At 66.4% G+C, this 21,304-nt stretch carries 25 protein-coding genes; 16 read left to right on the forward strand and 9 right to left on the reverse strand.

The genetic code is table 11. The features are described from left to right. Window positions 1–13: 13 nt before the first annotated feature. Both uraH and B9C43_RS03780 read right to left on the reverse strand, forming a co-directional pair. Window positions 14–304: a hydroxyisourate hydrolase gene (gene uraH, locus B9C43_RS03775; RefSeq protein WP_033392813.1), complete on the reverse strand. Its 291-nt coding sequence runs from the start codon at window positions 302–304 to the stop codon at window positions 14–16. After that, a complete protein-coding gene (locus B9C43_RS03780; RefSeq protein WP_084424603.1) occupies window positions 301–759 on the reverse strand; it encodes a 2-oxo-4-hydroxy-4-carboxy-5-ureidoimidazoline decarboxylase in 459 nt (152 codons plus the stop codon). The genes uraH and B9C43_RS03780 overlap by 4 nt, the downstream gene beginning before the upstream one ends. A 123-nt stretch (window positions 760–882) precedes the next feature. On the opposite strand from B9C43_RS03780, the gene B9C43_RS03785 reads away from it, so the two are divergent. Then, a complete protein-coding gene (locus tag B9C43_RS03785; protein WP_084424605.1) occupies window positions 883–2,364 on the forward strand; it encodes a PucR family transcriptional regulator in 1,482 nt (493 codons plus the stop codon). Here the strand turns inward: B9C43_RS03785 and B9C43_RS03790 are convergent, their stop codons facing one another. Further along, a complete protein-coding gene (locus tag B9C43_RS03790; protein WP_084424606.1) occupies window positions 2,365–3,354 on the reverse strand; it encodes an ABC transporter substrate-binding protein in 990 nt (329 codons plus the stop codon). A gap of 134 nt (window positions 3,355–3,488) precedes the next feature. Further along, the gene (locus B9C43_RS03795; RefSeq protein ID WP_143446094.1) at window positions 3,489–4,673 is read right to left on the reverse strand and encodes a cytochrome P450; all 1,185 of its coding nucleotides are present in this window, start codon (window positions 4,671–4,673) and stop codon (window positions 3,489–3,491) included. 77 nt (window positions 4,674–4,750) lie between these two features. Between B9C43_RS03795 and B9C43_RS03800 the strand changes: the two genes are divergently transcribed. Then, window positions 4,751–5,326: a TetR/AcrR family transcriptional regulator gene (locus B9C43_RS03800; RefSeq protein WP_235038420.1), complete on the forward strand. Its 576-nt coding sequence runs from the start codon at window positions 4,751–4,753 to the stop codon at window positions 5,324–5,326. Between the two features lie 74 nt (window positions 5,327–5,400). Then, the gene (locus B9C43_RS03805) at window positions 5,401–5,832 is read left to right on the forward strand and encodes a hypothetical protein (RefSeq protein WP_084424609.1); all 432 of its coding nucleotides are present in this window, start codon (window positions 5,401–5,403) and stop codon (window positions 5,830–5,832) included. 9 nt (window positions 5,833–5,841) lie between these two features. Here B9C43_RS03805 and B9C43_RS03810 read toward each other — a convergent pair whose 3' ends face one another. After that, window positions 5,842–7,065: an RNA polymerase sigma factor gene (locus tag B9C43_RS03810; protein ID WP_084424610.1), complete on the reverse strand. Its 1,224-nt coding sequence runs from the start codon at window positions 7,063–7,065 to the stop codon at window positions 5,842–5,844. Continuing rightward, window positions 7,065–7,490 carry a YciI family protein gene (locus B9C43_RS03815; protein ID WP_033392806.1) on the reverse strand — a complete coding sequence of 142 codons (426 nt, stop codon included), beginning with the start codon at window positions 7,488–7,490 and terminating at the stop codon, window positions 7,065–7,067. The genes B9C43_RS03810 and B9C43_RS03815 overlap by 1 nt, the downstream gene beginning before the upstream one ends. Window positions 7,491–7,635: 145 nt before the next feature. On the opposite strand from B9C43_RS03815, the gene B9C43_RS03820 reads away from it, so the two are divergent. Next, window positions 7,636–8,892, forward strand: a complete 1,257-nt coding sequence (locus tag B9C43_RS03820; protein ID WP_143446095.1) for a Gfo/Idh/MocA family protein — start codon at window positions 7,636–7,638, stop codon at window positions 8,890–8,892. A gap of 53 nt (window positions 8,893–8,945) precedes the next feature. Further along, a complete protein-coding gene (locus tag B9C43_RS03825; protein WP_143446096.1) occupies window positions 8,946–10,064 on the forward strand; it encodes a hypothetical protein in 1,119 nt (372 codons plus the stop codon). A 330-nt stretch (window positions 10,065–10,394) separates the two neighbouring features. On the opposite strand, the gene B9C43_RS03830 is transcribed toward B9C43_RS03825, so the two are convergent. Then, the gene (locus B9C43_RS03830; protein ID WP_143446097.1) at window positions 10,395–10,748 is read right to left on the reverse strand and encodes a winged helix-turn-helix transcriptional regulator; all 354 of its coding nucleotides are present in this window, start codon (window positions 10,746–10,748) and stop codon (window positions 10,395–10,397) included. 57 nt (window positions 10,749–10,805) lie between these two features. Here B9C43_RS03830 and B9C43_RS03835 point away from each other — a divergent pair, with 57 nt between their 5' ends. Continuing rightward, on the forward strand, window positions 10,806–11,624 hold the full coding sequence (locus B9C43_RS03835; RefSeq protein WP_084424615.1) for an SDR family oxidoreductase: 819 nt from the start codon (window positions 10,806–10,808) through the stop codon (window positions 11,622–11,624). 66 nt (window positions 11,625–11,690) lie between these two features. Continuing rightward, window positions 11,691–14,036, forward strand: coding sequence for an InlB B-repeat-containing protein (locus tag B9C43_RS03840; protein ID WP_143446098.1), 2,346 nt, complete (start codon window positions 11,691–11,693; stop codon window positions 14,034–14,036). Here the strand turns inward: B9C43_RS03840 and B9C43_RS03845 are convergent. Next, window positions 13,996–14,526: a 2'-5' RNA ligase family protein gene (locus tag B9C43_RS03845; RefSeq protein ID WP_084424619.1), complete on the reverse strand. Its 531-nt coding sequence runs from the start codon at window positions 14,524–14,526 to the stop codon at window positions 13,996–13,998. The two genes, B9C43_RS03840 and B9C43_RS03845, sit on opposite strands and share 41 nt — an antisense overlap. A 3-nt stretch (window positions 14,527–14,529) precedes the next feature. Then, window positions 14,530–14,835 (reverse strand): 30S ribosomal protein S14, encoded by a 306-nt coding sequence (rpsN, locus tag B9C43_RS03850; protein ID WP_084424621.1) that lies wholly within the window; start codon window positions 14,833–14,835, stop codon window positions 14,530–14,532. A gap of 51 nt (window positions 14,836–14,886) precedes the next feature. On the opposite strand from rpsN, the gene B9C43_RS03855 reads away from it, so the two are divergent. The 9 genes from B9C43_RS03855 (at window position 14,887) to B9C43_RS03895 (ending at window position 21,276) form a co-directional block, all read left to right on the forward strand. Then, a complete protein-coding gene (locus tag B9C43_RS03855; protein ID WP_033392794.1) occupies window positions 14,887–15,138 on the forward strand; it encodes a type B 50S ribosomal protein L31 in 252 nt (83 codons plus the stop codon). Next, window positions 15,138–15,302, forward strand: coding sequence for a 50S ribosomal protein L32 (gene rpmF / locus B9C43_RS03860; RefSeq protein WP_033392793.1), 165 nt, complete (start codon window positions 15,138–15,140; stop codon window positions 15,300–15,302). Before B9C43_RS03855 ends, rpmF begins: the two co-directional genes overlap by 1 nt. Before the next feature lie 116 nt (window positions 15,303–15,418). Continuing rightward, window positions 15,419–15,673, forward strand: a complete 255-nt coding sequence (locus B9C43_RS03865; RefSeq protein WP_084424623.1) for a hypothetical protein — start codon at window positions 15,419–15,421, stop codon at window positions 15,671–15,673. After that, the gene (locus B9C43_RS03870; protein ID WP_268811550.1) at window positions 15,670–16,650 is read left to right on the forward strand and encodes an AAA family ATPase; all 981 of its coding nucleotides are present in this window, start codon (window positions 15,670–15,672) and stop codon (window positions 16,648–16,650) included. Before B9C43_RS03865 ends, B9C43_RS03870 begins: the two co-directional genes overlap by 4 nt. Next, window positions 16,647–17,558 (forward strand): DUF58 domain-containing protein, encoded by a 912-nt coding sequence (locus B9C43_RS03875; protein ID WP_084424625.1) that lies wholly within the window; start codon window positions 16,647–16,649, stop codon window positions 17,556–17,558. Before B9C43_RS03870 ends, B9C43_RS03875 begins: the two co-directional genes overlap by 4 nt. Continuing rightward, on the forward strand, window positions 17,555–18,514 hold the full coding sequence (locus B9C43_RS03880; protein WP_084424627.1) for a VWA domain-containing protein: 960 nt from the start codon (window positions 17,555–17,557) through the stop codon (window positions 18,512–18,514). Before B9C43_RS03875 ends, B9C43_RS03880 begins: the two co-directional genes overlap by 4 nt. 10 nt (window positions 18,515–18,524) lie before the next feature. Then, window positions 18,525–19,394 (forward strand): S1C family serine protease, encoded by an 870-nt coding sequence (locus B9C43_RS03885; protein WP_084424629.1) that lies wholly within the window; start codon window positions 18,525–18,527, stop codon window positions 19,392–19,394. Window positions 19,395–19,402: 8 nt separating this feature from the next. Beyond that, window positions 19,403–20,086, forward strand: coding sequence for a response regulator transcription factor (locus B9C43_RS03890; protein WP_033393456.1), 684 nt, complete (start codon window positions 19,403–19,405; stop codon window positions 20,084–20,086). Next, window positions 20,086–21,276, forward strand: a complete 1,191-nt coding sequence (locus B9C43_RS03895) for a sensor histidine kinase (protein ID WP_084424631.1) — start codon at window positions 20,086–20,088, stop codon at window positions 21,274–21,276. Before B9C43_RS03890 ends, B9C43_RS03895 begins: the two co-directional genes overlap by 1 nt. The last annotated feature ends 28 nt before the right edge of the window (window positions 21,277–21,304 follow it).

The following is a 21,304-nucleotide window of genomic DNA, read 5'->3' on the forward strand; positions in this document are numbered from 1 at the left end:
CATCGGTCCTTTCTCAACTGCCTCGATAGGTCGAGTACGCGAACGGGCTGAGCAGCAGTGGCACGTGGTAGTGCTCGGCCGGGTCGGTGACCCGGAACGTCACGGCGACCTCGGGGTAGAACGGCCCTTCCACCTCGAAGACCAGCCGGTGCACGCCTTCGGGCACGGGCCAGCCGGTGATCCGGCCGTCCTTGTCGGTCTTGCCGGACTCCAGGACCGTCCCGTCCCGGCTTTCCAGCCGGACGACAACGCCCCACGCGGGCTTCCCGGAAGCCGCATCAAGAACGTGGGTCGAAAGACTCATTCCATGCACCTCAATAGACGTCTACGAACGATCTTGGCGAGCTCACGGCGCACTTCGGCGCGCTCGACGACCTCGTTGTTGTCCAGTCGTCTGCGCAGCTCAGCGAGCACCTCGGCAGCGCTCAAGCCCTCCGCACTGATCAGGAACACCCGGTCGAACTTGCGCTCGTACTCCGCGTTCGCCGCGGCCAGCTCGGCATCGGCACCGACGGCCGCCGACTGCTCATGCCGTGACCATTCGGCCTCCCGGCTCGACCCGGTCATCCGGCTGCCGATGCGTGGGTGTGCGGTCAACGCCTCGGTGATGTCCCGCCAGGCCAGCGCGGCCAGCTCGGCGTCCGACGTGGCCAGCAGCTTCTCCACGTCCGGGTACGGCGCGTTGGCGTCCATGTGCAGCGCCCACCGGCGCGACGCACAGCACGCCAGCAGTTCCGTCGTGGACAGTCGTCGAAGCATGTGACCCAGTCAACAATCTGGCCAGGCGTGCCCACCAGCGGCGAAAACCATGAAAGCGGGTGGGCGGAGGAGTACCGTTTTTGTAGCTTCCTCCAAACGGCACTGGACTAGCGTGGAGCGGCGATGAACCTCAAAACGTTGCTCCAGACCGCTGATCTCGGCCTTGAGCTGCTCGTCGGCGCGGACGCGGTGGACCGGCAGATCACCAGGGTCTTCACCGCGACGCTGCGCGACCCGCGCCGGTTTCTGACCGGCGGTGAGCTGGTGCTCAGCGGAATGGAGTGGTGGCAGGCCCCGGAGGACTCCGAGGCCTTCGTGGCGGGCCTTGCCGAAGCGGGAGTGACGGCGCTCGGAGCCGGTACGGCCGAATCAGGCGGCGTCATGCCCGAGCACGTGGTCGACGCCTGCAAGCGGCATAACCTGCCGTTGTTCGTAGTGCCCGTGCACATCGCGTTCGCGACCATCAGCGAGCGCGTGATCCTGGGGCTCGCGGCCGAACGGGCCACACCGAACCTTGATCGGCACCGTCGCCTGGTCGCGGTCGTCACGGCTGGCGGTGGCCTCGATGCGCTGGTCACGGCAGGGCAGACGGAACTCGGTGCGGATTGCTGGGTGCTCAGTGCGGCTGGCCGAGTCATCGCCGGGACGGGCGAACCGCCGGACATCGCCAAGCTGACCAAGCGGTTCCTGCACGCCGAACGGCTGCCGATCGTGACCGGTGGGCTGTCGGTGTTCGCCACGACCGCGAAGGAACGAGCGCTTGGCTGGTTTCTGGTGGTGGCCGGGGACCACCGGCAATGGCAGAGGGAACGCCAGGACGTGGCGAGTGAGTTCGCCACGCTGATCGGCTTGGAACGCTCCAGGCTGGACGAGGCGCGCCGGATCGAGAACCGGGCGGCGAAACCGTTGCTGCGACTGCTGCTTTCCGAGCGGACGACGCTGAACGAGATTCAGTCACAGCTCGCCGCAACGGAGATCAACTCCACCGAGATTGTGACGGTCTCGGCGAGCAAGCACTCCGCGGCGGTGGTGGACGACCTGCTGTCCGCATTCGACGGACCGGCGCTCGTCGGCACGGTGGAGGACGAGGCGTTCGGGTTGCTCGGCACGGACCAGCCCGTCACGGCCGACATCAAAGCCATGGTGCGGACCATGGAACCCGCGCTTGGCCCGACGGGTCTCGTGCTCGGTCTTGGCCGGTGCACAGATGCGACAGGGCTCAGGACAGCGATTCTGCAGGCGCGGTACGCCCGCAAGCTCGCGGAGCGATCACCGGGCCGTGTCACGGTCATGGCGGGCGACGAAGTGGCGTCGCACTTGTTGCTGCTCGCGGCCGTCCCGGACGAACTGCGGCGGTCGTTCCGCAACCAGATCCTCGGCCCACTGTCCACATATGACGCGACACACAAGTCGGAGCTGACCAGGACACTGCGGGTCTTCCTGGAACACTCCGGGTCGTGGACGCTGGCCGCGGCCGAGTTGCACGTGCACGTGAACACGTTGCGGTACCGGATAACCCGGATCACCGAACTGACTGGGCGCGATCCCAATCGGTTCGGTGACCGGGTTGATCTCTACCTCGCGCTGGCGAACGAAACCGGCTGACTAACCCTGCGGCGGGTTGAAGATCATCGATTCCGGGTTGATCTGCTTGGCCTTGTCCATCAGGCCGTACTGCGTCATCAGGTCGATCACCCGCTGCATGCGCACCGGGCTCATCGCGGTCGGCCACGTCCCGAGGTGCATCAGGCTGACCGTGTCCTTGTCCACTTTGGCGTAGGTGGTCACGGTCTGCTCGACCAGGGTGCGGTTGGCCGCGTCCCGCTGTCCCTTGACGATCGCCCGCTGGAACGCGGCGGTGGTCTTCGGGTTCTCCTGCGCGTACTTGGTGCTGGTCGCCCACACCGCGATCGGCACGTCCAAAGTGGCACCGGTCGCCGCGTCCAGCACCGGCAGCATCCCGGCCTTGCGCTGCGCCTGCGTGATGTACGGCTCCACCATGAACGCGGCGTCGACGTTCTTGCGTTCGATGGCCGCCTGCATGTCCGGGAACGGGATCTCGGTGAAGGTCACCGTCTTGGTGTCCACACCGCTGGCCTCGAGCGCGGACCGTGCGGTCAGCTCGACGATGTTCGCCTTGGTGTTGATCGCGATCTTCTTGCCGGTCAGGTCGGCGGGCTTGGTGATCGCGTTGTCCTTGCCGGTCAGGATCAGGAACATGCCCTGAGCGGCCTGGTAGGCGTCCGCGACCAGCTTGATGTCCAGCACGTTCTTGTACTGCGCGGTGAAGAACGAGACGTAGTTGCCGAATGCGAACTGCAATTCGCCATTGGCAAGGCCGGGCACCGCCGCCGCGCCACCCGGCAGTGACTTCAGTTCGACATCAAGGCCTTCTTCCTTGAAATAGCCTTTCTGCTGTGCGATCGCGAGCGGCACCGTGTCCACAATGGGCAACGTGCCGACGACCACTTTGGTCTGCTCCAAACCGCCCGTCTGGCTGGGCTTTTCGGACTCACCGCCCAGTGCCGAACAGCTGGCGGCGGCGAGGGCGAGTACACAGGACAGGGCTATGCGCCACGGACGGGCGAGCGACATGCGGGGTCTCCTGGCAAACAGGGCAAGATGATCTCGGCCGGATCAGACCACATCGTCGCTGTTCAACGCCAGTCGGCGGACCCTACTTTCGACTGAAATATGTCAGAACTCACTTGATAAGTGGACGAACTTTCCTATGCATCCCATACAACAGGAAGGGCCCAAACGCCGTACGCGGCGGACTTCTCACGCAGCTTGATCTCGTCGGCGGGTACCGCGAGCCGCAGCGTCGGGAACCTGTCGAACAGCCTGGTGAAGCCGATTCGCATCTCCACCCTGGCCAGCTGCTGGCCGAGGCATTGGTGTATGCCACCGCCGAACGCGGCGTGCTTGCGTGCGTCCTGCCGGTCCAGCTGAAGGATATCGGGTTGCTGGAACACTTCCGGATCCCGGTTGACCGCGGGCAGTCCGATCGCGACGGTGTCGCCTTTCCTGATCATCCGGCCTTCGAGCTCCACGTCCTCGAGCGCCGCCCGGTTGGGCGTTCCAAGGTGGACGATGGAGAGGTAGCGCAGCAGTTCCTCGACTGCGTCCGGGCTGTCAAGAGCGGCGATCTGCTCCGGATGTTGTAACAGCGCGAATGTCCCTAGTCCCAACATGTTCGCGGTGGTCTCGTGCCCGGCGACGAGCAGCAGCAACGCGATGTTCGTCAGCTCTTCATCGGTCAGATCGGTGTCCGTGATCAGGCTGCCGAGCAGATCGTCCTTGGGGTGCAACCGTTTCGTGGTGACAAGTTCACCGAGATAACGGGAGAGTTGGCCAAGTGCCGCCAAGGATTCGTCCTGTGTGGCGGCCATATTGGCCATGATCGTGGTCTGCTGCTGGAAGAACGTGTGATCGTCATACGGCACGCCGAGCAGTTCGCAGATCACCAGTGAGGGAACCGGTAACGCGAACGCCTGCACCAGATCCACGGGCGGCCCTGCCTTGGCCATCGCGTCAAGGTGTTCCTCGGTGATCTGGGTGATCCGCGGTTCCAGCTGCTTGATCCGGCGCACCGTGAACTGGCTCATCAGCAATCGCCGATACCGCGAGTGCTCCGGCGCGTCCATGTTCACGAACCATCCAGGCGCCGCCGGCTTCGACGCGCCACCCGGTCGTGCGACGGCGCCGAACAGCGGGTGCTTGTGCTCGGGACGGTTGGTGAAGCGTGGATCGATCATGACCGTCCGGGCTGCGGCGTGGCTCGTCACCAGCCAGCCGATGTGGCCGTCCGGGAACCGTAGTGGGCTGACCGGCGGCAGTTTGACGAGGTCAGGCGGTGGATCGAAGGGGCAGCCGGGGGCTCGTTCAGTCGGTAGTGTCACTGGCTCGTTCATATTTTCGGAGTCTACTCTCATTTGAGAGTCAACTGTCAAAGAAGAGAGTTCTCCGGTGTGGAGTTATCCTGCTGCGCGTGGATCAACCAGCGACTGGGCTGCGGGAACGCAAGAAGACCAGAACGAAGACGACCATCCAGCAGCATGCGCTGCGGCTGTTCAAGGAGCAGGGCTACCAGGCGACGACGGTCGAGCAGGTCGCCGCGGCTGCCGAAGTCGCACCGAGCACTGTCTTCCGCTACTTCCCGACCAAGGAAGACCTGGCCGTGCTGGACGACTACCACTCGATGGGCGACTCGCTGGGTGCCGCCATCGCGTCACAACCGGACGGTCCGCCGATCGATGTGCTGCGTGGTGCCTTGCGGGACGTGTTCGCGGCGATGTCCCCGCAGGACCGGGCCGCGCGCTACGAACGTGACTTGGTGATGCTGACGATCCCCGAGGTGTGGGCGGCGAACCTCGGAATGATCGCGAAGAGCCGCAGGCTGCTCGGCGATGCGCTGCAGGCCCGGTGGGCCGGTTCCCGGATCGTCGCCGACGCGGTCATCGGTGTGGGCCTCGGCGCCCTGCTGGACTGGGCACAAGATCCGCAGGGTGATCCGGTTGAGGCCCTTGACCAGGCTTTCGGTCGTCTTGCGGAATTCTTGTCATGAACCCAAATGAGGTCAAGAGTGTGTGAGAATCCCCGGCGCAAGATCCATTCGGGCGATTTCCGGGAGACGTCACAATGAACCGACCGGCAGTGCTGGCTGTGCCGACCGCGCTACTCGCGCTCGCGCTGAGTGGCTGCGGCAGCAAGGAAACCGGCTCGCCCGTGCCTGTCCAGAACGAGAACCAGAACCAGCCGGGCACCTCGGCGGCGGCCACCGACACCAAAGAGGACACTTCCGCGGCGGCGGACGTGAAGATCACGCAGTGCCTGAACAAGTCGTACGGGCAGGACGTCACCCTGGAAGTCACCAACAGCACCGCTCAGGACCAGCGGTACGTCGTCGGGGTGAACATCACGGACGCCGCCGGCGGCAAGAGCGAGGCCCGGTTCGCCAAGAACCGGATGACCCCTGGGCAGACCATCACCGAGAAGATCCCCGGTGACACCCCGTTGAAGGGCGAGATCAAGTGCGAGATCGGGGAGGCCAAGCGGCTCCCGCCGAAGTAAGCGCGCCAGTCAGAGCGCTGACGCCTTGCCGAAGAGGTAGCGCTGCATGGGAACGCTGGTGGCCGACTCCCCGGCGGACTGATAAGCCGCGCGAGCACCGTCGACGTCCCCGAGCATCTCCAACAGGTGAGCCCGGACGGCGAGAAACCGGTGGTGCTTGCCGATCTCGCCGGCGAGCTTGTCCAGCAACAGCATGCCAGCCGAAGCCCCTTGGCTCATGGCGACGGCGACGACGTGACCAAGGGCAGTCATCGGGTTGTCCGAGATCTTGAGCAGAACCTCGTACAGGGCAACGATTTGAGCCCAGTCAGTCTCCGCGTATGACTGGGCCTCATCGTGCACCGCGGCGATCGCGGCCTGGACCTGATAGGGCCCAACCTCGCCCCGAGGCAGCACCGAGCTGATCAGCGCCACGCCTTCGGAGATCAGCTCGGCGTCCCACAAGGCACGGTCCTGCTCGGCCAGCAGCACCAGTTCGCCGTCGGGAGAGGTCCGCGCAGGCCGCCGGGCATCGGTGAGCAGCATCAACGCCAGCAACCCGGCGACTTCGCAGTCGTCCGCCAGCAGCCGGTGGACCAGGCGAGTCAGCCGGATGGCCTCAGCCGCGAGATCGGCCCGCTGCAAGTCGGGGCCGTAGGTGCTCGCGTACCCCTCGTTGAAGATCAGGTACAGCGTGTGCAGCACGGCCCCGAGCCGCTCGGACCGAGCGGAACCCTGAGGCACGGCAAAGGGAACGCCACTGTCCTTGATGCTCTGCTTGGCCCGGCTGATCCGCCGGGCCATGGTCGCTTCCGGCACCAGGAAGGCCCGGGCGATCTCGGCCGTGGTCAACCCGCCGACCGCCCGCAACGTCAACGCGATCTGCGACGGCACGGACAGCGCGGGATGGCAGCACATGAACAGCAGGATCAGCGTGTCGTCCGAGTCCGACGCGGGCCGGTCGGCCGCCGGGGCGAGCCAGTCCTCGGGCAGAACCCGCTGGGCGACAGTGTTCTCACGCCGCTGACGGGCCTGCTCGTTGCGCAGCAGGTCAGTCAACCGGCGGGAAGCGACTGTGATCAGCCACCCCAACGGATTGCTGGGCATGTCCGACGGCCACTGGGTCGCCGCCGCGAGCAAAGCCTCCTGCACGGCGTCCTCTGCCGTGTCGAAGTGGCCGTAGCGGCGGACGACCGCGCCGAGGGCCTGCGGCGCGAGTGTCCGCAGCAGGCCCTCGAGCTCGGTGACCGGCATCAGATCTCCGGTTCGGGCGCGTGCTCGGCGATCGGCCGGATGTCCACGTACCACTCGGTGTCCAGCTGCGCGTGCTCCGGGTGCGGGGTGTTGATCAGCTGCGCCGCGATCTCAGTCGCGCGGTCGATGCTCTCGCATTCCACGATCGTGTACCCGGCGAGCACTTCCTGCGTCTCCGGGTACGGCCCGTCGGTCACCACGGGCACGCCGTCCTTGGCGCTGACCCGGCGGGTGTGGGCGGGGTCGCTCAGGCCACGGGCCTCGACGAACTCACCGGACTCGACCAGTGCGTTGTTCCAGTCGCCCATGAACTTGTGCAGCGTCTGGACCTCCTCGAGGGTCCAGGCCTGGCGGTCGGCCGGGGTGTTGCCGGTCAGCACGTCGTAGTCGCGCTGCGAACCCATCAGCATGATCATGTACTTCATGGTGCCGCTCCTCTCTGGGGGTGTTACGCCAGAGACGTCGAAGCAGGATCCGCCACCCGGACATCCCCGCCAAAGAAATTCTCACCGCAGTGACCCGCAGCCGACCATGCTAGAGCGTGGCTGATCAATCCACGGGAGGTCGAGCTTGTCGGATCCGGTGACCATCGCCATCGTCGGGGCAGGCAGCCGCGGCAACAACTACGCCGCCGGAGCGGTGAAGACGGGCCACGCGCGGATCGTTGCCGTCGCCGAGCCGCGCCCGGCGGCACAGAAGCTCTTCGCCGAGAGATACGACGTGCCAGCCGACGCGGTCTTCGACGACTGGCGCGACATGCTGGACCGGCCACGGCTGGCGGACATCGCCGTGGTCTCCACGCAGGACCAGTACCACGTCGAGCCCGCCGTCGAGCTCGCTCGCCGCGGGTATCACCTGCTGCTGGAGAAGCCCATGGCCACGTCCGAAGCGGACTGCGAGCGGATCGTGCGGGCGGTGGAGGAAGCGGGTGTGCTGCTGGCGGTGTGTCACGTGCTGCGCTACACGCCGTACTCACGGGCTCTCAAACAGATTGTTGACAGTGGGCGGATCGGCGACATCGTCAGCGTCGAACACCTGGAGCCGGTGGGCTGGTGGCACCAGGCCCACTCGTACGTCCGCGGCAACTGGCGCCGCGAGGACGAGTCGAGCTTCATGCTGATGACCAAGTCCTGTCACGACTTGGACTGGCTGGCCTACATCATCGGCAGGCCGGCTGAGCGGGTCTCGTCCTTCGGCGGGCTGTACGAGTTCCGGGCGGAACGCAAGCCGGAAGGGGCCGCTGACCGTTGCCTGGACTGCGCGGTGGAGGCGACCTGCCCGTACTCGGCGCCACGGATCTACATGCCGTTCCTCGAACAACCGCACAAGAACTGGCCGTTGTCCGTGGTCACCACGGACCGCACTATCGATGGCCTGATGAACGCCTTGCGCGAAGGACCGTACGGCCGCTGCGTGTACGCGTGCGACAACGACGTGGTCGACCATCAGGTGGTCAACATCGAGTACTCCGGTGGCGTGACGGCGTCGTTCACCATGACCGCGTTCGCCGCCTATTCACACCGCAAGACGAGGATCTTCGGCACCCGGGGTTCGATCGAGGGCGACGGGGAAACCATCGCCATCCACGACTTCCTGACCGGCCCGGAGATCGTCGACCCGGGAGCGGCCGGTGGGGCTACGGCCGCCGACGGGCACGGCGGCGGTGATCAAGGGCTTGTTGATGCCTTCGTCGAGGCAGTCCGCACCGGTGACACCGGGCTGATCTTGACCGACGGCCGGGAAAGCCTTGCGTCGCACCAGCTTGTCTGGGCAGCCGAGCACGCCCGCCGTACCGGCACGGTTGTCACTCTCGCTGCAGGAAGCTGAAAGCTGCGTCTTACTGGCCAAGGCGTGCGGCTCATCTCGACACAATCCCCCGCATGGCTGGGATGACAGTGCGCACAGTGGCCGATCGGTTGACGAGCCTTGGCATGGTGACGGATGAGAAGGCCGCCGCGGTGCTGGCGGGTATTGCCGAGTGGAACGCCGAACACCTCGACGAGGACCTGGACGAACGCGGTCTGATCAGCTGGCTGCCCGAGTTCGGCGTGGCCGTCTCGGTGCACGGGGACGACGTCGACTTCGTTGAGGACTACTACAGCTACATGTTGGAAGAGGAGGTAACCGCCGTGACCGGAGGCGCGGTGGTCGTCTCCGACGTCACGCTTGTACGTGGCGAGAGCGGCTCCGACAAGCTGCACTTCCGGCGCAACGGCGAGTCCGTGTGGTGGCACATGGAGCACCTGTCCGAGGACTACGTGGACCAAGGAGCGGTGGCGGAACAGATCAGCGACGTCGACCCCGGCGGTGATGACCCGCGCACGTTTCACCTCGTGGAGCGGTCCAAGAGGGTGGGCTGCGACGACGATGTCTACGTCCTGGCGACACCCCAACAGGCGAGGACACTCCGGGATGAGTTCGGCCTCGACTTCCATAGCCTGGATAGGAGGTATCCGCTGCGCGGTGCCGCGCCCACGGCCGAGCCGGAGACCGTGGAGTGGTACATGCAGCAGGACCGCCGGACAATGACCGAACCGGCCAAGGCGTTCCTGGACCGGTGGTTGTCCGAAATGGACTCGGCGCTGACTGCTTGGCGGGGTCGGTTCCTGCCGGGGGATTTCCCTTTCGACTTCTCACTCGGTTCACTGGCGGCGCTGGAACCGCTGGTCACTTCGAGGTTCGCCAGCCGGGCGGAGGTGAAGGCGGCGGCCGATGATCCGTTCGTGGTGGGCGCGGTCCGGTACATCGGCGAGACGTTGATCCGCAACGCTCCCGGGCACTGGTACTACCGGGACGTGATCGACTCGATGTACGACAGGGTCCCGACGGTCCGGTCCAACACGCCATCGGCCTTCTGGGCAAGCGTGATCCCGTTGCACGAACTGAGCCACCTGGCCGCGGACCGAGAGCCCGGCACCCTCGCGGCTTCGATCGAGCCGCTGCACAGTGCGGCGAGGAGCTATGCCGACGCGCAGCGGGGGGTTGGCCGAGGCGCTTGAGGCGGAGGCTGAGACGGAGGCCTGAGCCTGAGGCGAGCGCGGGGTTCGACTGGGAGGACATGCTGCTGCAAGCGCTGACATCGAATTCTGAATTCAGAGTGCAGGGCGCAGCGCTGCTTTCGGCGTGCTGAATGCTGAACTCTGAATGCAGAGTGCAGAGGGCAGGCGGGTGTGGGCGCTGTGCATTGAATTCTGAATGCAGGCGCCCATTTCATGGTGGCGTGAAGGCGGATGCGGAAGGCCGGTCAGGCGGTGCCCGGGCGGAGGGTGGCGAGTTGGCGGGTCAGGTGGGGTGGGCGTGGGCCGGGTGGTGGGTGGTGAGTTGGCGGGTCAGGCGGGGTGAGCGCGGCCCCAGCGGAGCATGGCGAGCAGAACGGTCTGCAGACTCAGACCCTGTTCGGTGAGTTCGTACACCACGCGCGGCGGGACTTCGGGATAGATCGTGCGCGTGAGGATGCCCTGGTGCTCCAGCACCCGCAGTCGATCGGTCAGCGTCTTCGCGCTCACCGGGCCGATTCCGGCGCGCAGTTCGGTGAACCGGAGCGGCCCGGTGAGCAGCTCACGCACGATCAGCGTCGTCCACTTGCCGTCGAGCACCTGCAGCGTCCGCCCGATCCCGCATTCCTGATCGGTCCGCGCCGCCATGAGTTCCGGGTGAACTTGCTGCTCAGCAACGGTTTCCATTGTGAAACTATGGCACTTTCTGGGTACTAGTTCAATCTGGGAACTAACTTCGCTCGCATGACTTCGTTGAAGATCGTCGTGCACGGCGCGACCGGCGCCCAAGGATCAGCCGTCGTCCGGGACCTCCTCGATGCCGGGCACACAGTTCGCGCGGTGGCCCGTAAACCTGGAGATCTGGCGGGCGTCGAGGCCGTCGCCGCTGACCTCGCCGACGTCGATGCTCTGGTCGCTGCCTACACCGGGGTGGACGGTGTCGTGTTGCAGCTTCCTCTGCTTTTCGACGAGACCGCGCTGACTCAGGCGAAGGCGGTTCTCGTGGCGCTGGAGAAAGCGAAGGTGCCCAGGGTTGTGTTCAACCGGAGTGCTGCCGTGCCCGATGTGGCGATCGGTGTGCCCTACGTCGACGCACGCGTATTGGTGAGCGCGCAGTTGCCTGACGTTGTCGGGACCGTCTCCATGGTCGCGCCTGCCATGACGTACATGGAGAACCTCGGGGCGCCGTGGTCAGCTCCTTTGGTCGCTGCGGGTGAGGTTGTGTATCCGCTGCCTACCGAGCTTGCTGTGCCGTGGGTGGCGGCAAGCGACGTGGCAGCTGCGATCACGGATCTGCTGACGGCCGACGCGTCCGTACAAGCTGTGGCTGGGCCGGAGGATCTGACGGGGGAACAGGTCGCTGCCGCGCTGGGTTCGTCCGTTCGTTGGCGGACGATTGCTCCGGCCGAATATCGGGAAATGCTCCGTCCTTTCATCGGCGCCGAGGCGGCTGCTGGCGTCGCCGCGTCGTACGAAAACCCCGCGCCACCGCTTGACCAGGCGATTGTCCGGCGTGGCACGACAACCCTGAAGGAGTGGGCTGACCGGCAGGACTGGCACTGATAACCTCCGGCCAAACCGCCTGATGCCCCGCAACGAATCCGCTATGGCACAGGCGGAGGAGGGGCGTTGAGTGGTTTAGCACGCGTCGGGTTGGCGGTCGTGGCGGCATTGCTGCTGGGTGTGATCGTGGTGATCGGTTCGGACGACGGCGAGCCTGTGCGGGATGTGCGGCTGTTGTCCGGTGCCGCATGGCTGACCTCGTCGAAGGTTGGTCAGGTGACGTTGCTGGACGGCAGCAACGTCGAGGTCGCCGCCCAGGTTCAAGTCGCCCCCGCTGGCAACAGTCTTGAAGTGGCACAACAAGGTTCGACCGCGTACGCCGTCGATCAAACGGCCGGAACAGTGCGGCGGGTCGACGGCGGAACGTTCGACCTCAGTGAACCCCGGTCGCCGATTCCCGACGCTGCCGCTGGCCTCACGGCTGTACCCAGCCGTGACGTCGTGTACACAGTGGACAAACGGCGGGGCATGCTCGCCTATACCGATCCCAAGAACCTGGCTCCGCGCGGTGACGCCGTTACGTTCGCGGCGGGAACGGCCACGATTGACGACAACGGCACGTTGTGGGCGATCGACGCGCGTACCGGCGACCTGTCCCATGTGCGGGACGGAAAACTCAACATCCGCCGCCAGGTGGCCCAGCCCGGCAACTCCGAACTGGTCATGGTCAACGGGCGTCCAGTGGTCGTGGATATCGCTGGGCGTAAGGCAATCAGCATCGACAGTGACACCGGACGGCCGGCCGATCCGATCGAGTTGCCCATCGGTGCCACGGAATCCGTGCAGGTTTCCGGGTCGCGGCATGACGACCGGCTTTATGTGGTGCTGAGCCGCGGTGTGCTGAACGTGTGCGACGTTGCCGCCGGTGATTGCGGCAAGGCCATATCGTTGAGTGAAGGCAACGCGTTCGGGCCCGCGGTGGAGTCGGGTAACCAGGTTTTCGTACCCGACTACAAGACCGGGCAGGTCTGGATCATCGACATGCAGCGGTCCCGCGTGATCGCCAAACCGACCGTGCTCACGCCGGATGTCCGGTTCGAACTGCTGGTCCGGGACGGGGTGGTGTTCTACAACGACACGAACTCCGAGCGGGCAGGTGTGATCCAGCTCGACGGGACAGTCGTCAACGCGGCCAAATACGACGCCAAGAACCCGGCTCGTGGGTTGAACGGCACGGTCACGCCTTCCGCGCCGCCCCGGCAAACCGGGTCCAGCCAGGCTGTTCCTCCATCGCGCGGTGGTTCTGTGGTGCCTACTCAGGTCGCTCAACAGACATCCGTTGGCCAGGTGCCGGTCAGTCCTGGCCAGCCGGACGTACCCGATCGCTCCGATCTGTCCGATCCGCCCACGCCTCTAGCGTCCGGTTCGTCGACGCCTCCGCCGTCCTCGAGCAGCTCGCCGCCTCCCACACCTGCGGAACCGCGGCTTGAGATCACGATGAGCACCACGACACCGACGGCGAACCAGACGGTCACGTTGCGAGTCAACAACCTCAACGGCGACCAACCTGTCAGTGCACAGTGGACATTCGGGGACGGCGGCACTGGCGGTGGCACGACCACGACTCACCGGTGGGCCACGGCTGGGTCTTACATGATCACAGTGGTCGCGACCTTGCCAGATGGGCGGCAGGCGCCGACTTCCGTCACTGTCAACGTGTTCGCGGTGCCCACTGTCCGGCTCGCGGTCAGCATTCCCGGGGGTGGCGGGAGTGTGAGCGGTGGCGGGATCGACTGCCCACCGACGTGTTCGGTGGACCTGCAGCCGAATACTCAGGTGACGCTGACCGCGCGGCCCGACGCGACCCATCAGCTCGGCAGCTGGGGCGGGGCCTGTTCGGGGAGTTCCGGCGCCTCTTGTGATGTCACCGTGGATACCGCGAAGAACGTCACGTACACGTTCGAGTCCCGGCCGGTCCCGCAGGCGACGCTCACCATCGCTTCGCCCACCGGTGGGCGGATTCTCATCGGTGGCGGGGGTACTTGCCCGTCGACCTGCTCGGTGACCCGCAACGCGGGAACGTCGATCCAGCTCACCGCCGATCCCGCGAACGACCGGACGTTCACCAGTTGGGGCGGGGCTTGTGCCGGTCAGGGCGCCACGTGCTCGCTGACCATGACCGGGCAGCAAAGCGTCTCGGCCACCTTCACGCTGATCGACCCACCCGTGATCACCAAGCTGGAGTGCGGATCGCTGGGGCGCGGCACTTTTCAGTGCGAGCTGGCCACGACGCCAGCGCAGGTGCAGGTCCGGTGGGTCGTCGACGGGTTCGCGGTTCCCGACGAGAACGACAGCAAGTTCATGACTCACCGGTGCGGATCCGACAACCAGGCAAGCATCACCGTCACGGTGTCGAACGCTCGTGGGTCGGTCAGTCGCGACAGCGGTTCGAGGTGTGAGACGGGGAGCTGAGCCGGAACTCGGCCAGGTTCTCGAACTTCGGTCCTCGTGGGCTGGACCGGTCCGCGACCAGGTGCACTGCCGAAGCCTGCCAGGTCCCGGAAACCGGTTCTCCGGCCAGGGTTTTCGGGACCTTTCCCCGGGCGATGACAATGTCCGCCTTGAAGGGCTGGGGATGGGTCACCGGGACGATGGGAATCGTCGCGTCGAAGACCGTGGCGGCCAGGTCGTCCAGGCCCGCCACGGGAATTCCCAGCCATTGGCCGCCCAGCATCCGGGTCTGGGGACCAAGGACACAGCTGGCCTCTTCGGCGTCTTCGAGTTCCGCTGCGAGTGCTTCGGTCAGATCGGCGACCAGATCCGCGGGCACATGCCCGAGCGGGCGCAGTTTCACCATCCATTGCTCAGGGGATGCCCATGCCGGACCCGCTGGCCGTGGCAGCTCTCGCACCGCCGCCACTATTCGCGGCGGCGGCCAGATCGCTACGGCCAGTCTTGTCATTGATCACCAGCTCGACTTGCGGACCCCGGGCAACTCCCCATTGTGGACCATTTCCCGCAGCCGGACGCGGGACAAGCCGAAAGCCCGAAAATAACCCCTCGGGCGTCCGTCGACCGCGTCCCGGTTTCGCAGCCGTGTGGCGCTCGCGTTCCGCGGCTGCTTCTGCAGTTCAGCCCACGCGGCGTCCCGTGCCTCCTCGGATGACGACGGCGACCGCAGGATCTCCTTCAGCTCGGCCCGCCGCTCGGCGTACCGGGCCACGACCTCCCTGCGCTGCTTGTCCCTTGCGATCTTCGACTTCTTGGCCACACCGACCTCCTGAAAACGACAACCGTTGTCGATAAGCGTATAGTCCCGGTCATGAAGCCAGGCATCCACCCCGACTACCATCCGGTGGTCATCAAGGACGGCTCCACCGGCAAGTCCTTTCTGACCAGGTCAACGGCCACATCGACGAAGACGATCGAGTGGGAGGACGGCAACACCTACCCGCTGATCGTGGTCGACGTGACCTCCGACTCGCACCCGTTCTGGACCGGCAAGCAGCGGCTCGTCGACAGCGCGGGCCGGGTCGAGAAGTTCCGTCAGCGCTACGGCGACAGGAGGCGTTGATGGCTGTCCCCAAGCGCAAGAAGTCGCGCAGCAACACCAGGCATCGGCGCGCGCAATGGAAGGCGAGCGCCGCCGACCTCGTCGTGGTCACCACTCCCGACGGCCGGAAACTGTCGGTTCCCCGTCGGTTTTTCGAGGCTTATCGGCGTGGCCTGGTCAATTAACTCTGTGCAGCTGTCGATTCACTGTCGCACTTAACGCGGTTTTTGCTTCGCGGGTTTTTCGGTCTTTCCTGCTGCAATAGTGATCCTGAGCGTGAAATCACGGAAGGGATCAGCAGATGAGGAAGAGGACCGTTGGACTGCTCGTTGCTGGAGCGGCCGTGATGGCGGGAACCGTCGGTGGAGTCGCATGGGCGAGCACCGCCGACGAGCCCACGCCGAGCGTGCGGATCGTTCAGCAGGAGCAGCCCACGCAGCCCGATCAGCAGCAGCCCCAGCAGGATCAGCAGCAGCCCCAGCGTGACTGCCCGGAGAAGAACGGCGGCGGCGCGGACGGCAACGCGGCACCGGCGCCGAGCGCGGAGACCCTGTGACGACGGTGTCCACTGCCGGGCCGCTCGAGCAGACCCTGTTCGAGGTCAAGCGCATGATCGTCGGACAGGACCGGCTGGTCGAGCGGCTCGTCGTCGCATTGCTCGCCGACGGGCACTGCCTGCTCGAAGGTATGCCGGGCGTCGCGAAAACCCTTGCGGCGCAGACGCTGGCCACGGCGGCCGGTGGGTCGTTCGCCCGGATCCAGTTCACCCCGGACCTGGTGCCATCGGACATCGTGGGCACCAGGATCTACCGGGCCTCCCGCGAGGAGTTCGACGTCGAACTCGGCCCGATCATGGCGAACATCGTGGTCGCGGACGAGATCAACCGGGCACCCGCGCGTGTCCAGTCGGCGTTGCTGGAGGCCATGGCCGAGCGCCAGGTCTCCATCGGTGACCACTCCTACCAGGTGCCGAAGCCGTTCCTGGTGCTGGCCACGCAGAACCCCATTGAGTCCGAAGGGGTCTACGCCCTGCCGGAGGCTCAGCGGGACCGGTTCCTGATGAAGGTGATCGTCGACTACCCGACCGAGTCGGACGAGTTGGCGATCCTGTACCGGATGGGCGTGCGCAGGCCCGTACCGCGCAAGGTGCTCGATCCGCAGACCCTTCTCGGGCTGCAGGAGCAGGTCAGGGATGTCTACATCCACCACGCTCTCGCCGAGTACATCGTGCGGCTCGTGCTGACCTCGCGTCAGCCGGAACGGGTCGGGCTCGCCGACAAGATCGCTTTCGGTGGCAGTCCACGTGCGACTCTGGGCCTGGCCGCTGCCGCGCGGGCTCTGGCGTTGTTGCGCGGGCGTGATTACGTGCTCCCGGCGGACATCCAGGAGCTGGCTGTCGACGTTCTGGCACATCGCCTTGTGCTGACGTTCGACGCGCTGGCCGACGGTGTCTCCGCGGAGTCCGTGGTGCGGCACATCGTTGCCAGCGTGCCGGTTCCGCAGATCACCCCGATGCAGGCGAGCGTGGCATGACCAGCGTCAGCCAGCTGATGCCGGATCGCCGGATCCGGCAGTTGGAGCTGACCATCACCCGCAGGCTCGACGGATTACTGCGCGGCGAGTACGCGGGCTTGTTGCCCGGTGCGGGCAGCGAGCTGGCCGGCAGTCGTGAGTACCGGCCGGGTGAGGACGAGGTACGCCGCATGGACTGGGCGGTGACGGCACGTACTGACATGCCGCACATCCGGGAAACGGTGGCAGAGCACGAGTTGTCCACGCATGTGCTCGTGGATGCCACGCCGAGCATGGATTTCGGCACTGTCGAGCTGGAGAAACGGGAGCTGGCCGTCGCGGCTGTCGCGGCGATCGGATTCCTCACCGCGGGCGCCGGGAATCGGCTCGGCGCGGGCATTCTCACCAGCGAAGGCGTTCGCCGGTATCCGGCACGGGCAGGCCGTGTGCACCTGATCGGCTTGCTGCGCAAACTGCTTGCGCTGCCGCGTGCGCAGGAAGGGCAGCAAGTTCCGTTGGCGGACGCGATCCGTGGCCTGCATCGGGCTCTGCGTCGGCGCGCGCTGGTCGTGATCGTCTCGGATTTCCTTGACGAGAGCGACTGGGCGCGGGAGATGCGCAGGCTCGGCACCCGGCATCAGGTGATCGCGATCGAGGTGACCGATCCTCGTGAGATGGAGCTGCCGGACGTCGGGCTGCTCACTGTGGTCGATCCCGAGACCGGGAGGAAACGCGAGATCGCGACCGGCAGCCGTGCGCTGCGGGAACGGTACGCGGCCGCCGCGGCCGAGCAACGCCTTGCGGTGCAACAGGGTTTGCGGTCGGCCGGTGCCGCGCACGTGGCGCTCAGCACCGGACGGGACTGGGTCGCCGACATCGTGCGGCACGTACACGCCCAGCGTCGGCTGGCTCTGGGAGGCAGAAGATGACGTTCTTATCAGCGGGCCGGTTGTGGTTGCTGGCCGCCGTCGCCGCTTTGCTCGTCGCCTACATCGTGGTGCAGCGGCGGCGCAGCAAGTACGCGGTGCGGTTCACCAACCTTCCGTTGCTGGACAAGGTCGCGCCCAAGAAGCCCGGCTGGCGCAGGCATGTTCCTGCCGGGTTGTTCCTTGCCATGTTGGCGGTTCTGGTCGTCGGGTTCGCCCAGCCGACCGCTGCGGTCCAGGTGCCCAAGGAACGCGCGACCGTGGTCGTCGCGGTTGACGTGTCACGGTCAATGGGCGCTACGGATGTCGCGCCTGACCGGTTGGCGGCTGCCCGTGCGGCGGCTCACGAATTCGTCGGGCTGTTGCCTGACGGCTTCAACGTCGGTCTGGTTGCCTTTGCCGGCAATGCTTCCGTCGTAGTTCCTCCGGTGACTGACCGGACGGCACTGCGGGAGGGGATCGACCGGCTCACGTTGGGCTCGGCCGGGTCGAGTGGTACGGCCATCGGCGAGGCGATCACCGCGTCGCTGCAAGCCGTGCGGTCGCTGGACGACTCGGCGGCGCAGGATCCGCCGCCCGCTCGTGCGGTGGTGCTCTCCGATGGTGCCAACACCACCGGGCGTGAGCCGGAAGAGGCGGCCGCTGAGGCGGCGCAGTCGAACATCCCGGTCGACACCATCTCGGTCGGCACTGCCAACGGGTCTGTCGAGATCGGCGGCACCCAGCAGGCGGTTCCGGTTGACGGTGAGACGTTGCGTGCAGTCGCCGAGCAGACCGGCGGGACGTACCACGAGGCCTCGACCGCGACCGAATTGCGTGACGTCTACGCCGACATCGGTTCCTCGGTCGGCTACGACACCGAACAGCGCGACATCTCCAGCCGGTTCATCGGCATCGGGCTGCTGCTCGCACTGGGCACGACCGCGGCGTCGATGTTCTGGTTCTCGCGGATCCCGTAGGAGGCCAAGGATGACCACTACCCACAATGGACTGGGCGAACCGCGAGGTCCGGATTTCCAGTCAGCCGAAGGGCCACACGCGGCGCCTCCGCCGCAGATCCCACCCGCACTGGCCGGGCCGAAAGCACCCAGCCGGTGGGGCCGGATCGTGGGCGCGGGCGTGCTGATCGTGGCGGTGTCGGCGGGCACCGGCGGTCTTGCCGGGTGGTACGCGGGCGGCTCCGGCGAACCAGGCACGGCGACAGTCACTCGCGCCGCACCGGCTCCTGATGCGCCGCCCGGCAGCCTGGTGAGCGTGGCCGAGCACGTCCGGGCGGGCGTGGTGTCCGTGCAGGCACCGCGAGGCGGCCGGACCGCGACCGGCTCTGGGTTCGTGATCGACGACCGGGCGCACATCATCACCAACAGCCATGTTGTCGCCGGGGCGTCGTCGGTGACCGTGACCGGTGCGGACGGCACGCGGCGCACTGCCACAGTTGTCGGCACCGATCCAAGCAGCGACATAGCTGTGCTGCGTGTCGAACCAGGCCCGGGTCTGCACCCGCTCGTGCTCGGCCGGTCGGCCGATGTCCGGGTCGGTGAACAGGTTCTCGCGATCGGTTCGCCACTCGGCCTTGCCGGCTCGGTGACGTCGGGCATCGTCAGCGCGGTCGACCGGCAGGCTCGCATCGGCGGCAGCCAGCAGTCGGCGGTGCAGACCGACGCGTCGATCAACCCGGGCAACTCCGGTGGGCCGCTGGTCAACTCGCGTGGCGAGGTGATCGGCGTGAACACCGCGATCGCCACGTTTGAGGGCGGCGGGTCGATCGGGGTCGGGTTCGCCATCCCGGTCGACCGGGCCGCGAGCGTCGCCGAACGCATCATCTCGAGCAGTAGGTGAGTTGATCCATGCGATTGTTGCTCGTCGAGGACGAGGAAGATCTCGCTGAGGCCGTGCAGATCGGACTTCGGCGGGCCGGGTACGCGGTGGACCACGCGACAACCGTGGCCGCCGCGTACGAACGGCTCACGGTCAACGAGTACGACATGCTGCTGCTGGACCTGATGTTGCCCGACGGTGACGGTTTCGAGGTGTGCAAGGCGATCCGGGATGGCTCGATGCCTGTTGTCGGCGGCCGTGACCTGCGAGTGCTGATGCTCACCGCGCGCGGCGGGTTGCCCGACCGTGTCCGCGGCCTTGACCAGGGCGCGGACGACTATCTGGTCAAGCCGTTCGCGCTGGACGAGTTGCTCGCCAGGGTCCGTGCCGTGCTGCGCCGAGAAACCCGTGGCAGCACAGCGGTTCTCACCCATGGTCCGCTTCGCGTGGACACGGCCAAGCACGAGGTCTGGTACGGCGAACGAAAGGTCGCCATCTCGCCCAAGGAGTTCGCTGTCCTTGAGTACCTGATGACCAGGCCAGGGCACGTGGTGTCCACAGAGGACCTGCTGGAACACGTGTGGGACGAGAACATCGACCCCTTCACGCAGACCGTGCGGGTGACCGTGGGGACGTTGCGGCGCAAGCTCGGCGTCGAACCACCGATGATCGAAACCGTGGTGGGCAAGGGATATCGCTTGAAGGAGGTGTGATGCGGTTTGTGCGCTCGATCCGGTTCCGGCTGACGGTGTTGTACTCGACGCTGCTGTTCGTACTCGCCGGTGGCGGACTGCTGGTCACATACGTCGCGGTCGAGCGCACAACCGATCCACAGGCGATCACCAAACGGTACGAGGCCGAGCTGGTCAAACGGCGGGCCGACGGCACCGAGATCCCGCTCGGCACCATGGAAGTGGCGTCTGTGCAGGAGATCGAGTCCGAGATCACGCTGCGGACGCTGAACGCGATGCGGACGTACTCCGGATACGCACTCGGCGGCCTGTTCGTGGCCAGCCTGGGCATCGGCTGGATCCTGTCCGGCCGAGCCCTTCGCCCGGCCCGGTCGATCGCCCGCGCGGCACAGGACATCCAGGCGACGGACCTGTCCCGGCGGATCAATCTCGGTGGCACCAAAGACGAACTGCGCGAGCTGGCCGACACCATCGACGCGATGCTCGACCGTCTCGACGGCGCGTTCCGGGCACAACGCCAGCTCATCGACGACGCGTCCCACGAGTTGCGCACGCCGCTGGCGGTGATCCGGGCGCATCTCGACGCGTCGCTGAAGTCCACTCAGGCCAGCCCGGCGGAGCAGACCAGAGCGGTCGAGGTGATCGACCGAGCCACGTCGCGAATGTCCCGCCTGGTCGAGGACCTGCTCGCCACCGCCCGGCGCGACGCGGGATCGCTCGCCGACGCCGACGTGGACCTCGGTGCGATCGCGTTCGAGGCAGGGGAGGAGTTCGCGGTGCTCGCGGCCGAAAAGCAGCTCCGGCTGGACTACCAGGTGCAGCCGTCGCTGTTGATGATCGGTGATCACGACGGGTTGCGGCGCGCGGTCGGGAATCTGTTGTCCAACGCGATCCGGCTGTCTTCTCCGGGAGCGCCCATCACCATCGGTGCCGGGCGTTCCGCGTCGTGGCTGTGGATCGCGGTGGCGGACAACGGCCCGGGGATCGCGGGGGAGGACCAGAACCGGGTGTTCGACCGGTTTTGGCGCGGGCCGCAGAAGGGCGATGGGCACACCGGGCTCGGGTTGGCGATCGTGCGGCAGATCGTGGAGTCCCACGGTGGTCGCGTAGCAGTATTTTCCAGGCTTGGCCAGGGAAGCACGTTCGTGTTGTGGTTCGCCGTGCCCGGTGCGGCCCCGGACTCAGGCCCACCGACGGCCAACCCGCTCTGACACCCCCACGCGACAGTCTCGCCATCCA

This window comes from Kibdelosporangium aridum (assembly GCF_900176515.1).
In the GTDB taxonomy this organism is placed as follows: domain Bacteria; phylum Actinomycetota; class Actinomycetes; order Mycobacteriales; family Pseudonocardiaceae; genus Kibdelosporangium; species Kibdelosporangium aridum.

Excerpts from the sequence above, each read along its gene's own strand:
- B9C43_RS03865 (WP_084424623.1), top strand. The coding sequence starts at position 15,419 with ATGAGGAAGAGGACCGTTGGACTGCTCGTTGCTGGAGCGGCCGTGATG.
- B9C43_RS03845 (WP_084424619.1), bottom strand. The coding sequence starts at position 14,526 with ATGACAAGACTGGCCGTAGCGATCTGGCCGCCGCCGCGAATAGTGGCG.
- B9C43_RS03790 (WP_084424606.1), bottom strand. The coding sequence starts at position 3,354 with ATGTCGCTCGCCCGTCCGTGGCGCATAGCCCTGTCCTGTGTACTCGCC.
- B9C43_RS03875 (WP_084424625.1), top strand. The coding sequence starts at position 16,647 with ATGACCAGCGTCAGCCAGCTGATGCCGGATCGCCGGATCCGGCAGTTG.
- B9C43_RS03895 (WP_084424631.1), top strand. The coding sequence starts at position 20,086 with ATGCGGTTTGTGCGCTCGATCCGGTTCCGGCTGACGGTGTTGTACTCG.
- B9C43_RS03810 (WP_084424610.1), bottom strand. The coding sequence starts at position 7,065 with ATGCCGGTCACCGAGCTCGAGGGCCTGCTGCGGACACTCGCGCCGCAG.
- uraH (WP_033392813.1), bottom strand. The coding sequence starts at position 304 with ATGAGTCTTTCGACCCACGTTCTTGATGCGGCTTCCGGGAAGCCCGCG.
- B9C43_RS03780 (WP_084424603.1), bottom strand. The coding sequence starts at position 759 with ATGCTTCGACGACTGTCCACGACGGAACTGCTGGCGTGCTGTGCGTCG.
- B9C43_RS03815 (WP_033392806.1), bottom strand. The coding sequence starts at position 7,490 with ATGAAGTACATGATCATGCTGATGGGTTCGCAGCGCGACTACGACGTG.
- rpmF (WP_033392793.1), top strand. The coding sequence starts at position 15,138 with ATGGCTGTCCCCAAGCGCAAGAAGTCGCGCAGCAACACCAGGCATCGG.
- B9C43_RS03835 (WP_084424615.1), top strand. The coding sequence starts at position 10,806 with ATGACTTCGTTGAAGATCGTCGTGCACGGCGCGACCGGCGCCCAAGGA.
- B9C43_RS03795 (WP_143446094.1), bottom strand. The coding sequence starts at position 4,673 with ATGAACGAGCCAGTGACACTACCGACTGAACGAGCCCCCGGCTGCCCC.
- B9C43_RS03830 (WP_143446097.1), bottom strand. The coding sequence starts at position 10,748 with ATGGAAACCGTTGCTGAGCAGCAAGTTCACCCGGAACTCATGGCGGCG.
- B9C43_RS03785 (WP_084424605.1), top strand. The coding sequence starts at position 883 with ATGAACCTCAAAACGTTGCTCCAGACCGCTGATCTCGGCCTTGAGCTG.
- B9C43_RS03825 (WP_143446096.1), top strand. The coding sequence starts at position 8,946 with ATGGCTGGGATGACAGTGCGCACAGTGGCCGATCGGTTGACGAGCCTT.
- B9C43_RS03890 (WP_033393456.1), top strand. The coding sequence starts at position 19,403 with ATGCGATTGTTGCTCGTCGAGGACGAGGAAGATCTCGCTGAGGCCGTG.
- B9C43_RS03805 (WP_084424609.1), top strand. The coding sequence starts at position 5,401 with ATGAACCGACCGGCAGTGCTGGCTGTGCCGACCGCGCTACTCGCGCTC.
- B9C43_RS03855 (WP_033392794.1), top strand. The coding sequence starts at position 14,887 with ATGAAGCCAGGCATCCACCCCGACTACCATCCGGTGGTCATCAAGGAC.
- B9C43_RS03880 (WP_084424627.1), top strand. The coding sequence starts at position 17,555 with ATGACGTTCTTATCAGCGGGCCGGTTGTGGTTGCTGGCCGCCGTCGCC.
- B9C43_RS03885 (WP_084424629.1), top strand. The coding sequence starts at position 18,525 with ATGACCACTACCCACAATGGACTGGGCGAACCGCGAGGTCCGGATTTC.